At 29.2% G+C, this 14,432-nt stretch carries 16 protein-coding genes, 1 other RNA gene and 1 pseudogene; 12 read left to right on the plus strand and 6 right to left on the minus strand.

Annotated elements, in window-relative coordinates:
- Nucleotides 1–101: 101 nt before the first annotated feature.
- From AJ882_RS07825 to AJ882_RS07840, 4 genes are read left to right on the plus strand one after another with little or no spacing between them, the layout of a single operon-like run.
- Nucleotides 102–425 carry a hypothetical protein gene (locus AJ882_RS07825; protein WP_002782892.1) on the plus strand — a complete coding sequence of 108 codons (324 nt, stop codon included), beginning with the start codon at nucleotides 102–104 and terminating at the stop codon, nucleotides 423–425.
- Between the two features lie 15 nt (nucleotides 426–440).
- Nucleotides 441–2,234, plus strand: a complete 1,794-nt coding sequence (locus AJ882_RS07830) for a flagellar hook-length control protein FliK (RefSeq protein WP_072233161.1) — start codon at nucleotides 441–443, stop codon at nucleotides 2,232–2,234.
- Nucleotides 2,235–2,286: 52 nt separating this feature from the next.
- On the plus strand, nucleotides 2,287–3,171 hold the full coding sequence (locus AJ882_RS07835) for a flagellar basal body rod modification protein (RefSeq protein WP_032584451.1): 885 nt from the start codon (nucleotides 2,287–2,289) through the stop codon (nucleotides 3,169–3,171).
- A gap of 3 nt (nucleotides 3,172–3,174) precedes the next feature.
- Nucleotides 3,175–4,812, plus strand: coding sequence for a flagellar hook protein FlgE (locus AJ882_RS07840; RefSeq protein ID WP_002805291.1), 1,638 nt, complete (start codon nucleotides 3,175–3,177; stop codon nucleotides 4,810–4,812).
- A 3-nt stretch (nucleotides 4,813–4,815) separates the two neighbouring features.
- On the opposite strand, the gene AJ882_RS07845 is transcribed toward AJ882_RS07840, so the two are convergent.
- Both AJ882_RS07845 and AJ882_RS07850 read right to left on the minus strand, forming a co-directional pair.
- Nucleotides 4,816–6,687: a FapA family protein gene (locus tag AJ882_RS07845; protein WP_002851645.1), complete on the minus strand. Its 1,872-nt coding sequence runs from the start codon at nucleotides 6,685–6,687 to the stop codon at nucleotides 4,816–4,818.
- Complete coding sequence (locus AJ882_RS07850; protein ID WP_004315859.1) at nucleotides 6,644–7,408, minus strand: hemerythrin family protein; 765 nt, start codon at nucleotides 7,406–7,408, stop codon at nucleotides 6,644–6,646. The genes AJ882_RS07845 and AJ882_RS07850 overlap by 44 nt, the downstream gene beginning before the upstream one ends.
- Before the next feature lie 183 nt (nucleotides 7,409–7,591).
- Here AJ882_RS07850 and ffs point away from each other — a divergent pair.
- The 6 genes from ffs to AJ882_RS07875 all read left to right on the plus strand — a co-directional run bounded on the left by ffs (nucleotide 7,592) and on the right by AJ882_RS07875 (nucleotide 9,311).
- Nucleotides 7,592–7,688, plus strand: an RNA gene (gene ffs / locus AJ882_RS07855) — signal recognition particle sRNA small type.
- A gap of 226 nt (nucleotides 7,689–7,914) precedes the next feature.
- Complete coding sequence (locus AJ882_RS09730; protein WP_002857729.1) at nucleotides 7,915–8,064, plus strand: hypothetical protein; 150 nt, start codon at nucleotides 7,915–7,917, stop codon at nucleotides 8,062–8,064.
- Nucleotides 8,065–8,286: 222 nt separating this feature from the next.
- A complete protein-coding gene (locus AJ882_RS07865) occupies nucleotides 8,287–8,631 on the plus strand; it encodes an anion permease (RefSeq protein ID WP_002851927.1) in 345 nt (114 codons plus the stop codon).
- On the plus strand, nucleotides 8,574–8,789 hold the full coding sequence (locus tag AJ882_RS09275; RefSeq protein WP_002867887.1) for an anion permease: 216 nt from the start codon (nucleotides 8,574–8,576) through the stop codon (nucleotides 8,787–8,789). The genes AJ882_RS07865 and AJ882_RS09275 overlap by 58 nt, the downstream gene beginning before the upstream one ends.
- A complete protein-coding gene (locus AJ882_RS07870) occupies nucleotides 8,704–8,967 on the plus strand; it encodes an anion permease (protein WP_002867888.1) in 264 nt (87 codons plus the stop codon). Before AJ882_RS09275 ends, AJ882_RS07870 begins: the two co-directional genes overlap by 86 nt.
- 122 nt (nucleotides 8,968–9,089) lie before the next feature.
- Nucleotides 9,090–9,311 (plus strand): anion permease, encoded by a 222-nt coding sequence (locus AJ882_RS07875; protein ID WP_002887116.1) that lies wholly within the window; start codon nucleotides 9,090–9,092, stop codon nucleotides 9,309–9,311.
- Between the two features lie 51 nt (nucleotides 9,312–9,362).
- On the opposite strand, the gene mnmA is transcribed toward AJ882_RS07875, so the two are convergent.
- The 4 genes and pseudogenes from mnmA to AJ882_RS09390 all read right to left on the minus strand — a co-directional run bounded on the left by mnmA (nucleotide 9,363) and on the right by AJ882_RS09390 (nucleotide 12,837).
- On the minus strand, nucleotides 9,363–10,379 hold the full coding sequence (mnmA, locus tag AJ882_RS07880) for a tRNA 2-thiouridine(34) synthase MnmA (RefSeq protein WP_002851977.1): 1,017 nt from the start codon (nucleotides 10,377–10,379) through the stop codon (nucleotides 9,363–9,365).
- Nucleotides 10,379–10,984: a TIGR00730 family Rossman fold protein gene (locus AJ882_RS07885; RefSeq protein ID WP_002867890.1), complete on the minus strand. Its 606-nt coding sequence runs from the start codon at nucleotides 10,982–10,984 to the stop codon at nucleotides 10,379–10,381. The genes mnmA and AJ882_RS07885 overlap by 1 nt, the downstream gene beginning before the upstream one ends.
- A 120-nt stretch (nucleotides 10,985–11,104) precedes the next feature.
- A complete protein-coding gene (locus AJ882_RS07890; protein ID WP_014517158.1) occupies nucleotides 11,105–12,253 on the minus strand; it encodes a Cj0814 family flagellar-dependent secreted protein in 1,149 nt (382 codons plus the stop codon).
- A gap of 69 nt (nucleotides 12,254–12,322) precedes the next feature.
- Nucleotides 12,323–12,837, minus strand: a pseudogene (locus tag AJ882_RS09390) (hypothetical protein).
- A 132-nt stretch (nucleotides 12,838–12,969) separates the two neighbouring features.
- Between AJ882_RS09390 and AJ882_RS07905 the strand changes: the two are divergent.
- Together AJ882_RS07905 and AJ882_RS07910 are read left to right on the plus strand one after the other, a co-directional pair.
- Nucleotides 12,970–13,824, plus strand: coding sequence for a hypothetical protein (locus AJ882_RS07905; RefSeq protein WP_070279729.1), 855 nt, complete (start codon nucleotides 12,970–12,972; stop codon nucleotides 13,822–13,824).
- Nucleotides 13,809–14,405, plus strand: coding sequence for a C39 family peptidase (locus AJ882_RS07910; RefSeq protein ID WP_002867895.1), 597 nt, complete (start codon nucleotides 13,809–13,811; stop codon nucleotides 14,403–14,405). Before AJ882_RS07905 ends, AJ882_RS07910 begins: the two co-directional genes overlap by 16 nt.
- Nucleotides 14,406–14,432: the final 27 nt, after the last annotated feature.

Raw genomic sequence — 14,432 nt, forward strand, 5'->3', positions numbered from 1 at the left:
TAAATTATACAAAAATTTAACTTAAACTACAAAGTATCAAAACTTGGAACACTTCTTGCTTTAAAAACTTATGAAATTAAAATTTTAAAAAGGAAGTTAAAATGTCAAAACCATTAAATGAAGAGATTTTTGTTGAATTTAAAAGTGATCTAGCTGAAAGAAAAAATGAAGTTTTGCTTCAAGTTTTAGAGCTTTTAGAAACTTTTAGATCAGATGAAAACGAAAAAATGGCAAGAATTTCAAGTGAGCTTACAGAAATTTTAGAAAATGAAGAAAATTTAGAGAAAATTTTAAATGCTAAAAATTTAGAAGAGCTTTTAAATATCTTAACTGCTTTAAATGAAGATAAGATGATTAAAGTATATGAAGATTCTTATTTGAAAGAAAAATTTCCTAATGTAATGGTAGATAAATTTTTAAAATAATTTTTTGAAGGAAAAGTGATGTCAAATTTAGCTCCGCAAAATGATGTTTTAAATCTTACGCCGAGTAAAACTTCTACTACTAGCAGTTCTTTTAGTAAAACTAGTAAAAATAAAGAACATGAAAGTAGTGATAGTAAAAATTCAACTCAAGATGATACGGAAAGTTTTTTAAATTCTTTGCTTAATTCTATCAATGAAACCAATGAATTTTTACCTGATCATATGAAGATCAGTCAAAAAGAAGTTGTTAATGAAGCGATGAGCAGACTTCAAAAAGGAGCTTTTGATGAGAGCGATAAGATAAGCATTTTCGAATCTGCTTCTTTTATGCAAATTCTTTCTTTGTTGGATAAGCTAAAAACAGATACAGCAGATGTTAAACTAGCAAATCTTTCTACTCAACTTTCAAGTCTTATTAAAACAGAGGCTAATTTTAATGCTTTAAAAGGTGCATCAAATCTTAGTGAGCTTTTGGACATAGCTAAAGATCTGGGCTTAAATGTAAAAAATATTAAAGTAGATCGTCTTCTTGATCTTAAAGCAACTTTTCCAAATTTAGATAAGGCTGATTTTTTTAAGGGTGCTGTGGATAATGTTTTTAAAGAAATCATCAATAATAAAATTTCCAATGTGAGTAAAAATTTAAATCACAATTTAGAAAATACAACTCATACTACAAGCACTCATTCTATGCAAAAAACAAATTCTAAAGATAGCGGTTCTTTGCTTTCTCAAACTTTAAAAAATTTAGATTCCATACTTTCATCCAAAGAAAGCAAACACGAAAAAAACGATAAAGTTAAATCAAAAATAGAAGAAGATACCACAGATGCTAAAAATACTTTAAAAAATATCAAAAATGATGAGTTTGCAAAAAATTTAACAGAAGAGTTAAATATAAAAGATCAAAAAAACCAAGATAATTTAAATAAAGAAAGCAAAGACTTAAACAAAGATTTTAATAAAGAGTTAAATAAAAATCAAGAAAAAAACAATTTAAATCAAGAAAATATACAAGATCAAAATAAAAATTTAAAGAACAATGATCAAAATTTAAATCTTGATAAAAATTTAAATAAAGAAATTGTTAAAGATACTCAGAATTTAGTTTCCAATTTAACACAAAAAGATTTTAATCTAAATAAAGAGTCTAAAAACAACAACAAAGAAAATAAAGATATAAAACAAAATTTCTTTGATCAAAAATTAAATTTTGAAAATTTAAATAAAACTCAAGTAGTTCAAAACAAAGAGAATAATGCAAATTTTAATAACAATACTACTAATAAAGAAACTTTTACTCAAGAGCAAACAAAAACGCACAGTGAAAATGTAGATAAAAATAGTTTAGATGAGTTAAATTCTTTAGTCAAAGACTTAAATAAAGTAACACAAAACAATGCTCGCAATATCACTCCTAAAGAGACTTTGCAACATTTTTCACAAGATTTAAAAGAGGCTGTAGATCAATATAAAGCGCCTATTACTAAACTTAGCATCACTCTAAATCCTAATAATCTTGGAGAAGTGGAGGTAACTTTGATACAAAGAGGCAATAACCTTCATATCAATTTCAACTCCAATACCAATGCAATGAATTTGTTTATCCAAAATCAAGCCGAGTTTAAAAATTCTCTTGTAAATATGGGATTTACTGGACTTGAAATGAATTTTAGTGATCAAGGTAAAAGAGAGCAAAATCAAAATCAAGGAAAAAATCGTAGTGGATATGGTTTTAAAGATGCTTTAGATGGAAAAAATGAAAGTGAAAAAGTCAATCTAGAGCTTGTTTTAGCGAAGTATTTTTAATTGGAACACTTATTGCTTAAATAATAAAAAACTAAATAAAAAGGAGTTTATAATGATATCATCATCGGATTGGAATTTAAATACCACTGCTACAACTTCAGGTACTACTTCTTCAGGAAGTACTAGTGGAACAACTAGAACAGATTCAAGCAGTAGCTCAGGAATAGTGAGCAATCCAAACGCTACCTTAGATAAGGATGCGTTTTTAAAACTTCTTTTGATAGAGCTTCAACATCAAGATCCAACAGATCCTATGGATAGCGATAAAATGCTTACTCAAACTTCGCAGCTTAGCGCACTTGAAATGCAGCAAAATACCAATACAACTATGCAAAAAATGGTTGAAACTATGCAAAAGCTTTCTGATTCTTTTAGTACAAGTATGAGTACTTCAGCTTTAGGGGCTATTGGTAAAATGGCAACTGTTTCAGATAATAAAATCAAACTTACAGGTGCAGATGAGCTTATCGCTCTTAAAATGTATTTGCCTGAAGATTCTGATGAAAACGGTGTTACGCTAGAAATTTATGATAGCAATAATAAACTTGTTTTCAGTGAAAAAAGCGATGCTAAATCTATTTCTCAAGGTTTATTTACTATGGAGTGGCCAGGAAGAAATAACGATGGGGTTTATGCAGGTGATGGTGAGTACACTGTTAAAATGGTTTATAATAATAAAAATGGTGAAAAAATCACTGCAAATTACGGAACTTATCCTATCGAAGGTGTTGTTTTTAAAGATGGTGTTGCCTATGCAAAAATGGCTGGACAAGAAGTTCCTTTTGATGCAATACAAGAAATAACAGATTATAAGCTTGGTTCATCTTCATCTACTGGAGGAAGCGGTTCAAGTGGAGACTCAAGTGGTGGTTCAAGCGATGGAGATTCTTCTGGGTCTGGATCTACAGAAGATGGCAACAAAGAGGAAAAGGCATAAGCCATGATGAATTCATTTTATAATGGGATTTCTGGAGTAAAAAGCAATAGCTTTGGTATTGATATCACTGCTAATAACATAGCAAATGTCAATACCACGGGCTTTAAATACTCTGATGCTCAATTTAAAGATATTTTTTATACTACCATAACAACCCAATCAACCAACCCTGCTCAAGGTGGTTATGGTAGCGGTGCAGCATCTTCTCAAGTTGTTTTCGAACAGGGTTCTCCTGTTGCAAGTGATGGCGAATTTGATGTGGCTTTGCAAGGAAAAGGATTTTTTGGGGTTTTAGGGGCTGATGGCAATGCTTACTATACTAGAAATGGATCATTTAGAAGAGATGCCAATGGATATTTGGTAGATTCTTATGGAAATTTTGTTTTAGGAACAATGAATCCTGCTTTTACTGGTATTAACTATAGCGATAGAGTTGCTGGGCTTATGGGGGATTATCTTAACACAGGAACTCCGGTAAATAATGGTTTTACTGTAAATTCAAATAATTCTTTCAGTATAGGCACAACCGCTTCTCAAGGGGCTATTAAAGTACCTGTGAATATGTATTTACCTCCTCAAGTAACTCAAAATGTAAAATGGAGTGGAAGTTTAAATACTAACACAACAACAGAAGTAGTTAAAGTAGATCTTGATCCTAGTAAATTTAACATTACAAAAACTGAAGATGGAAAATATGTAGTTAGTGGTAGTGTTAGCAAAGAAGATGTGTTTAGTGCTAAAGCGGGTGATAGGATTATTTTAAATTTCACTGATGATAATGGCGTAAAAACAAGCTTTGAAGCGACTTTAGATGAAAATCTAAATTTTAAAAGTAACGAGCTTGATTTAAAAGGATTGGATGAAAATAGCATCAAGCTTGATACAGCTCAAATTTCAACAGAGCAACAAAAAGCCAATAAAGATATTTTAGAATCCCCTATTTATAATGCAGATGGAAGTAAAAGCACTTTAAGGGTTACACTTGAAAGAGTTTTACCGCAAGAAGGCGATAATATACAATATAAAGCTATTGCACAAATTTATGATTCTAATGGCAATGCCGTAGGCAATCCGACTGAAGGAAATATGGTTTTTGATAAAAATGGTGCTTTGCTTCAAAACAATATTACAAGCATTGCAAATCCAAATGGTGGAACAATTAATATTGATTTAGGTTCTCCTTATGATGCTAACAAGCCTGGTTCGGGTTATAGTGGGATTTATATTAAACAAGGCGTCGAAAAAAATGTAGTTACACAACAAGATGGTGTAGCTGAAGGGTTTTTTGAACAATATAATATATCCGATGATGGAAGTATTGTTGCGCAATTTAGCAATGGTAAAAATGCTATAGTTGGAAAGCTTGCTTTATATAATTTTATCAATGAGCAAGGATTAGTTGCTATGGGAGATAATATTTTTGCAGCAACGGCAAATAGCGGTGATGCAAGTTTTATTATGAAAGATGGTCAAGTTGTTAATACAGCTAAATTTAAAGGCGGATTCTTAGAACAATCAAATGTTGATTTAAGCGCAGAGCTTTCAAACCTTATCGTAACTCAAAAAGCTTTTGATGCAAGCTCAAAAAGTATCACTACAAGTGATCAGATGATACAAAAAGCCATTAATATGAAAAGATAATTCTTAGGAATTATCTTTTTCTAATTTTTCAAAAATAATTTTAATTTCTTCTATGTCGCTTTCGCTATAATTATGGCTTGATTTAATATAACTTACTTGCTGTCCTTTTTCAAGATATAAAACCTTTTCATAGTCTTTTAAATTTATATGATGTTTTAGTTCAAGGTTGGTGTTTGTGTTAGGATAAAATTTTAAAAAATTATCCTCTCCGATATTTTCGGCTTTTATGTATATTTTTACATTGTAAACCATTTCATTTAAGAAATTTAATTTTGCATCAATTTGATATTTTAATTTTACAAGTTTTTTATACGAAATGCTAAGATGATTGTATTTTTTTATGATATCGTGATAAAGATTTGAAAATTTCATTTCTATGGCGCTAGGATTTTTAGTCTTTTGAAGTTTGATGATTTTGATTTGATTTTTGATTAGATAATCATAGTAATTTTGCATTTTGCTTATGGTGTCATCAAGCTTACTTTTTATTTTAAGGCTTAGATTTTTAAGATTTTCGCATTCTGTATCTGAGTTGTTTTCAATAGAAACTAGTGGTGAAACTACGATATTGTTTTTAAATTTTATATTGTTTGTTATGATTAGATTTTTTCTTGGATATAAAGTATTATCCGTTAGTAAATTGCAAATATAAATATTTTCTGCTTCTATTTTTCCACCCATGCAGTTTTCAACAAATACATTTTTAGCTATAATTGTCCCATTTTCTAAATTTTTTATATATACAGTGTCAGCTTGCAAAGTTCCTTTGTGTGTTGTAATAAAAATATCTTGTGCAAAAATTTCGCTTTTTGCATGAGTTAAGCCTTTGATACTGATATTTTTTCCATAAAGTTTTGTTGCTCCAACATTCCCATTTACTTTTATATTTGAAGCTTGAACATTTACAATACCTGATTTAATAGCATCATCACTTATATCAAAATTAGTGATTTCTAAGTTTATATTTTCATCGGTATTTGTTTTGATTGAACCGGTTGTTTTAAGCCCTATTTGTGATAATTTTAAATTATTTGCGATACAATATCCTGTATGATCTTTGTTTAAAAATCCATAATTGGCACTAAAATATTTAATTCTATCTTCTAATTCTTCTGTGTAAATGCTTTCATCTTTTATGATAAAAGGATTATCAAGAAAGGCTATTGGATTTAAATGAAGTATCTCTCCTCTTAAATTTCGTCCTTCTTTTCCAAGAATTCTATAAATGTATTCAAAAAGTAGCTCATTTTTTTCAATAGGTTTACAGTAGTTTCCTTCATCATAGTTAATATTTTCGTCAAAACATTCTTCGTTAACATCTCTATGATAAATAATTTCATCACTTTTATGTTCAATCTTATCTACACCTTTGGCAATTTCAAGCTCTATTTCTTTAATAGATGGACTTTTTTGTATTGATAAGATAAAATCATCAATCTTGTCAAATAAATTTTTATCAAGTCTTAAGATTAAAAATTTTTGTTTGATCATTATTTTGTAGATATTTTGCAAAATATCAAATTTTAAATTAGGATAATATTTAAAATTTTCTGTAAGGTTGATACTGGCTTTTAGATGGGTTAGGTTGGAGTTGGATCTAAGTTTGACTGTAAAAGGAAAACTTTGGGTTTTTGGGTAAATTTCTATAAGAAATTTTTGCACTATGGTATTGTAGTTTTTTACAAAAAAATCATCTGCATAAAATAAGTCAAAATCCTTTCTTTCATAAGTTTTTGTTTTTGCTGGTTTTACACTAGAACACAGAAGTTTAAAATCTATAACTCTAAAATCAAGAATTTGTTCTGTGTTTGCTTGTTCATGATTTAAACTTTCAAAAGGATTGAAAGTTTCTAAGGTTTTTACTTGAAAATTCATCTATCCCCCCCCCCATATCATTTTTTTGAGTCGTGAAATGGTGATTTTGTAGTGCATCTTCAAAAATAGCATTGAATTTTTCGAAATTTTGATTCAAATCAAAATAATCCAAATGAACTAAAATTTGCCCACATTTTTCGCACTTTAAGGTATTTTCTTTGCTAACAAGCTCTTGATGTATAGTCTGTGGAACTGCATGGATACGCAAAGAACAATTGCAAATATAATCATGAGTTTTTTCAGCTCTTAGGTCTTGTTTGATTGATTTTAGTTTTATGTATTGTTCTAAGGTATAATGGATTTCTTGAAGGTGTAGGGTTTTTTTTGTAAAATTAGCTATCCATAAATCTTCATTAGCAAAATGATCTAAAATCCAATCTTTGGTTAATATGGAAAGTTCTTGAGACATTTTTACAATATCATTTGAGTGTTCTAAAAGCTCTTTAGTTTTTTCTACTAATATTTGATGAGATTTTTTATGTTCTTCAATTAAAGGAAAATCAATGCTTTCCATAAATTTTTCTTCATCTTTAAAATGAATTTTGATGTATTGAAATAGCTTTACAAGAATTTGTTTTAAATCATTTTTGTGTTGTGTATTATTATCTTGAATGTTTAGAGCTAAATCATTTGCAAGATTGGTAATTTCAAAAATTAGTTCGTGTTGTTTGTCTAATTGCATATTTTTAATGCTAAAATCTCTACTCCATTTAACTTTCATATTTTTTCCTTGCGATATAAATTATTTTTATATCGTATTTTTAGAGAATAAAATAATAGTTTTTATAAATAAATTTTAAAAAATGTATAAAATTTTTAACCAATTTATTATTTATATATTATTTTTTTAGTTTTATAATTCTCAAGGCTTTTTAAGTATATTGTGATATAATTTTAGAGCCTTTTCTTAGACCTGTGCAATGCTATTTTAAGCACCGCTTCAGGGTGGGAACACAGCAGAGCACTTGATTTTAGTGTGTGCCGCAGTTATCTGGGGAAGGGTTTTATTCATTTTAAAATTCCCTATTTATTTTTCAATCAGGCTAGCTTTTTTATAAATTAAAAATTTATTTAAAAATTATAATTTTAAGATTTATTAAAATATTAGTTAACTAGAATTTCATTACCAATATCAAAAGATAAACAATGGATAGAAAGAAAATTCCCTTGTTGGTGCTGCGTATTTTATTGCAGCTGTGTTTTGGCCTATACCTACTCCTTGTAGGTTTGGAAGATAATTCTTGGCATTTTCTTGGGCTTTTTATTGCTGTGATTATGGCAGTGATTTTACAAGTAATGCCTTTGGGGCCTGTTTGTATGATAGCTATTGCCATAGTAGCTCTTAGTGGCATTACCACTACCCAATTGAAAATCTAAGTAAAATTTACACCAAAGCTACTTCGAAAACTTCTACGCAACAACTTATTGATGAGACTAAAATTTCCTTTAAATACTTCAGTACTTGATTTTTTATATCAAAAGAGTATAAGATGAAAAGGTAAATACTGCTATATCAAATTTAAAATCTAAAACGGGTATAAAAGACGCTTTAAGTGGTTTTTCAAATTCTCTTATTTAGCTTATAGTTATTCTATTATTGTGGCTCGTGGAGTTATTAAAACAGGACTTGGAGAGCATTTGGCTTATCATTTTATCAGTATTCTTGGTAAAAAAACCTTAGGTATTGCTTATTCTATAGCTTTTTGTGAAACTATTTTAGCTCCAGTTACTCCTTCAAATACTGCAAGAGCAGGGGCTATCATAAATCCTATAGTTCAAGTTATTGCAAGAAGTTTTAAATCCACTCCTGAAGATGGAACACAAAATAAAATAGGCACTTATCTTTCTTTGGTAAATTATCAAGAGCCAATCCTATTTCATCAGCTATGTTTATTACAGCTACAGCTCCAAATCCTTTGGTGCTTTATTTTCTCTCTCCGCTAGAAATTAAATCCACGCCTAATGCTTCTACTTTTGCTAAAGATAAATTAAAAGAACTTGTAAAAATGAAAAATAGTGAAAAAATCATTCTCAGTGTTTTTGTCTCGCTTTTACTTTTATGGGCTGGAGCTTTGGGCTTGTTTTTTTGGAATTTCTCTTGATGCGACTAGTGTGGCTTTGCTTGGGTTGTCTTTGGTGTTGATTAGTGGAGTTTTAACTTTTGGGGAAGTTTTGGCTGAAAAAGCTGCTTGGAATACTTTAGTATGGTTTTCAGCTCTTGTAATGATGGCAACTTTACTTGGCAAACTTGGCGTTACACAGTTTTTAGCTGAAGCTTAAGGTGAATTTGCTTCTGCTATGGGACTTGGGGAAATTTCTATTATGATATTTTTAAGCCTTGCTTTTTTTATATACACACTATTTCTTTGCTTCCATTACAGCTCATATATCAGCAATGTTTTTTGTTTTTTATAGTGCAGCTTGCCTTAGGAGCACCACCACTTTTTTATGCTTTTATTATGATAGCTTCAGGTAATGTTATGATGGCATTAACTCACTATGCAATAGGAACAGCTCCTGTTATTTTTGGAACAGGCTGTGTAACTCTTAAAAAATGGTGGAGTACAGGTTTTGTGATTTCCATAGTTGATATAGTAGTGATGATAGCTGTTGGGCTTGTTTAGTGGAAAATTTTAGGATTTTATTAATAATTTCTAGGAATTAATTCCTAGAAATTATTCTATAAAACCACTTGCTATGACTTTATCATGATCATAAAAGACTGCCATTTGTCCGCTAGCAAGCCCATAAACAGGATCTTTTAGGATGATTTTTGCACTTTTATCTTCATAAATTTCTACCTTGCAAGGTGTGGATTTTGAACGATAGCGGATTTTTACTTCGCAATCAAGCTCTTTAGCGTCTATAAAAAGATTGATATTTTTTAGGTTAAATTCACTGATTTTAAGCTCTTCTTTTGTTCCTACGATGATTTGATTTTGCTTAGGATTGATTTTTAAAACAAAATGTGGCTCATGTGCTCCACGCACTTCAAAACCTCTTCTTTTGCCTATGGTATAGTGCATATAGCCCTCATGTTTGCCTACTACTTTTCCGCTACTATCTAATACTTCTCCAGGAATTTTTGTATCCATAAACTGATCTAAAACTTGCACATAAGTATCTTCAACAAAGCAAATTTCAGAACTTTCCTTTTGGGTGGCAAAAGATTTTAAAACCTCTATAGTGGAAGCAAATTTTTTCACATCTTCTTTTTTCATTTCGCCTAGCGGAAAAATAAGATATTTTAAAGCTTCTTTATCTGCACTGGCCAAAAAATAGCTTTGATCCTTGCTTTCATCTACTGCGGTTTTTATTAAGTTGTTTTCAAGTCTTGCATAATGCCCTGTGGCAAGTTTTTCACAACCTAAACTTTTAGCAAATTCTAAAAGTTTTCCAAGTTTGATAAAACGGTTACATAAAGCGCAAGGATTTGGTGTTTTACCCTCTTTATAAGTATCCACAAAAGGCATGTAAACTTTGTTTTTAAAATCTTCTTGTAAGTCTAAAATATGATAAGGAATTTGCAAAAAGTTTGCAACTTTTTCTACTTTTTTGATATTTTCTTCGTGATAATTTGGTTTGCCATGAAGTTTCATATAACAACCTATAACTTCATGACCTAAATTTTTAAGTTTATAAGCAGTGACTGTACTATCAACTCCACCGCTCATAGCGACTAGAATTTTCATTAAATTTCCTTTAAAGTATTAATTATAAAATCCAAGTCGTCAGTGATTTTATACTTTAACTCATCTCCTTTAGAAATCACTTCAAGTTTGAGTAAAGAATTTCTGACGAACTCATCAAAACCTCGCCAAAATTCACTCCCAAACAAAATAATAGGAACATCTTTTTTAAATTCTAACTGTTTTAATGTAAGAATTTCACACAATTCATCAAGTGTTCCAAAGCCGCCTGGGAAGATCACAAAAGCTAGACTCTTTTCAATAAGAGCCATTTTGCGTATGGCTAAGCTCTCAAAAGTAATATTATATTCTACAAAATCATTAAGTTTTTGCTCGTGAGGTAAAAATATATTAAACCCTACAGAACTCATTGAATTTGTATTATTGTTTTGTGAAAAAGCACCTTCGTTGGCTGCACGCATAATACCACCACCTCCACCACTTATCACACAAAAACCATTTTGAACACATTTTTGTGCCAAAATTTTAGCCTGCTGATAATAAAAATTATCTTCTTTAAGTCTTGCTGAACCAAAAAAAGTTACGGCATTTTTTAGGTTTGGTATGTTAGCAAATTTTTCTAAATCTTGGCTTATTTTTTCATTCATTTTTCAACCTTTAGTTAAAATAAATTCCATTCTAGCTAAAAATTTATAATAAGTTCTTTATTATATAAGTTTTAATAGGTTTATTTTATTAAGATTAGGAATTTAAAGACTTTTAAATCCTTAAGCTTTAATATCTATACTTTTTTGTGCAGTATTTTGAGAAATAATTTTGTTAAATTCTCCTGTGTTATCATCACTAAATTTCATACCAAAAAGAAGTTCTAACTCATCGCTTGTGCCAAATTTATTTTCCAGTAGCTTTTTTAAAGGCTCATTCATTTTATTATCATCTTTATAGGTTTCGCTTGAACTTTGCGCTTGTATAGGTTTAAATGACTTTTTTTTGTCTTCTTCTGAAGTTTCTTTGTTATTTGTATTTTTTGTAGGATTGTTTAAATTTTCTTTTTGTTCTAGTATTTTTTGTTTAAAATCATCAATGCTCATATCTGAATTTAATAAATCAAAAAGCTTAAAAATATCTCCTTTAAAATTCATACTATTTTCACTTATGAATTTGTTTAAATTATCAATTTCACTTTGACTCATAGTTTTATCAAATCCTTGCATTTTGCCTAAAATACTTGTTTGTCCTTCGATAAAATAGTTTTTTGCTTGAAATCCAGTAAAGAAAGTCATAAAAATACCACTTTTTGTTATAGTTTTATCATTATTACTATAAGGAGTAGGATCTATTAAAGAATATTTAAAAATATCACTTTTATCATCAAGTGAGAAAAAAGTCATTATTTTTATATTATGGGAAGTCGGAGAGTAATTTTGATAATTAGATATAAAATCTTTATACTCTTTATCATTTAAATTATATTTTTTATTTATCTCCAAAGTATTTTGATTAAATTCGAAACCTTGTGGTATTTTTACTAAGTCTTCTTTTGTAAAATTGATTTTATTGTTTAACTCATCATTTAAAAGTTGTGAAAATACTTTATAAGCATTTCCTATACTTTTTGCTATATCAATATTAATATAACTTGATAATAGACTTTTTGTTTGAATATTAACAAAATTTTCTATATCTTTAGCATAAATCTTATAATCTTTTGGTAAGCCTGCAGCTTCGTTAAAATCGCTTGTAAAAAAGCCATCTTTATCTACGCCATATCCTAGCATTTTACTTACTGCCCTAGATTTATCGCTTACAAGGCTTGAGTTATCATTTGCAACATTAGATGATTTTATATTTGAAGTATTATTACTAAAAGTATTTGTGTAATTGTAGCTTGAATAAGAATTTATACCATTAATCATTTTTACCTTCCTGTAAGTAAAGTTTTATTTATAAGATAAATCGGCAAAAATGATTTTTTCATAAGTTTTTTATCTTCTAGCTCTAGCAGTCCAGCCACCAAGATTACTTTCAAATTGAGTTTTATATTTCATAGTTAATTCTTTAATAACCTGATTATTATTTAAAATCTCACTCGAATTAACTCTATGCAACCCCGTTTGTCTATCAAGTAGTGCAACACCATAGTTAAAAAGAACATAAGGTTTTCCCGAGCTTGATATTGCGATATTTCTTTTTACTGTATAACCTAAAAATGTATTTGAAAAAGTGTTATCGCCAGTTACGGTATAAATGGCTACCAACTGTTTATATGTTGTTGTATTATCTGGAATAGCTAATGCTATATATTCAGAATTTCCAAGTTTGCTTGTAAGAACTTGATATCCACCTTAACTTGTTTCATCTCATCTAAATTAAGAGCCTTAACTCCTTGAGAATTATCGCTTAAAGCACCATTACTAACCTTAGCTAAAAAATCCCCAGCAAAAGCAGAACTTGTAAATAAAGAACCCAAAATTAAACAATTTACTAATTTTTTTAACATATAATTCTCCTTTTCTTAACTATTTTACTCTTTATTTGAATAATATCATAAATTATATATTAAAATCAAATTTTTTTATTTGGAACATTCATTGCTTTAAAAAAATTTTTTAAAATATTTAGAAAGGTAACAATGAAAAAGATTTATTTAACATTTATGGTTTTAGTCAGTTGTGTTTTTGCTAGTGATGAACTAAATATAGACAGTTTGTTTAAAAAGCAAATAGGTTTAAGAAGTATTACAAGCTTTTCTTTACTTAGCACAGGAAATGCAAACTCGTATTCTCTTTATCCTAATATAACAATAGGCGGAGATCCTACAATTTGGAATGATACAAAGCAAGTGTTTTTAACTCAAACTTTCATTTATACCCTAACACCTAAGTTTGACATACTTATTTCAGGGGGCGGAAGTTATGCAAGACAAGAATATACAAACTTTTTTACAAATGAGTATTCTAGTAAAAACAGAATAGGTTTTGATAGTTTATGGCTAGGTTTTATTTATACAGGCGATAGCATTGCAGATTTAATTCCACAAATTACCTTTCAAGCTGCAGTCGTTCAAAGAGAAAAAGCAGTCAATCAAACCAAAAACTTTTACCTAAAATCACAAAGCTTACAAGCTAGTCTAAGGGGATATAGCGATCCTGTTGTATATAGCATTTATACCGGCTTTGGTTATAACCAATCAAGAAAATTTAAAACCCTTAAAATAGAGTATGGAAATAGTATTTATGTGGGTGGGGATTTATCTATTATTCTAAGTCCTAAAATTACTTTAGATTTAGGAGCAGAGCAAAGATTTCAAACCGAGCAAAAAATTAATGGTTATCAAAATTCTGAAGTGCGTTCTATTCCAACTTTAAGTTTAGGTTCTACTTATAGCATTAATTCAGATACCGCAGTTTCTGTTAATGCTAGTTTTGGAGGAAGCTCTGCTTCTCCTGATAGCATATTTGGGATAAGCTTATGGAAAAAATTCTAAAAATTTTATTATTTTTACCCATTCTTACTTTGAGCGCAAAAGCGGAATGGGTAGTTAAATCCTATCAAGAAATTAAAAACGAAAGAGTAATAAGGCAAACTTACGAGCAATCTTGTGGGGCTTCATCTTTGGCAACTTTACTCAATATACTTGATGATAAAAAGTTTGATGAACTTGAACTTTTAAAGATTATGAGTGGACAGGAACTTTATACGGATATGGTAAGCTTTGCAGATTTAAGCGATGCAGTTAAAAAACTAGGCTATGAAAGCAATTCATATCAAATCAATAGAGAAAACTTGGATAAACTTGTAAATATTCCAATGCTTGTAAAAATTGAAGATGATCCACGCTTTCCACATTTTGTTATAATTATCAATCATAAAGGTAATTATTTACAAGTGCTTGATCCAAGTCATGGAGAATATATAAGTTCTAAAAGTCAATTTTTTAGTATTTGGGATAGATATAATAAAGGTGGTTATGCTTTAATTGTTGCTCCTAAAAAAGAGCTAAAACCTTTTAAGTTAAATACTCCAAAATCTTTACATTTTGATTTCAGCCCTTTTAGTTTGTTTTAGTTTTAATTCGTTTATATTTATTATTCT

Origin of the sequence: Campylobacter sp. BCW_6461, from assembly GCF_001762735.1 — a bacterium.
GTDB classification, from domain to species: Bacteria; Campylobacterota; Campylobacteria; order Campylobacterales; family Campylobacteraceae; genus Campylobacter_D; species Campylobacter_D jejuni.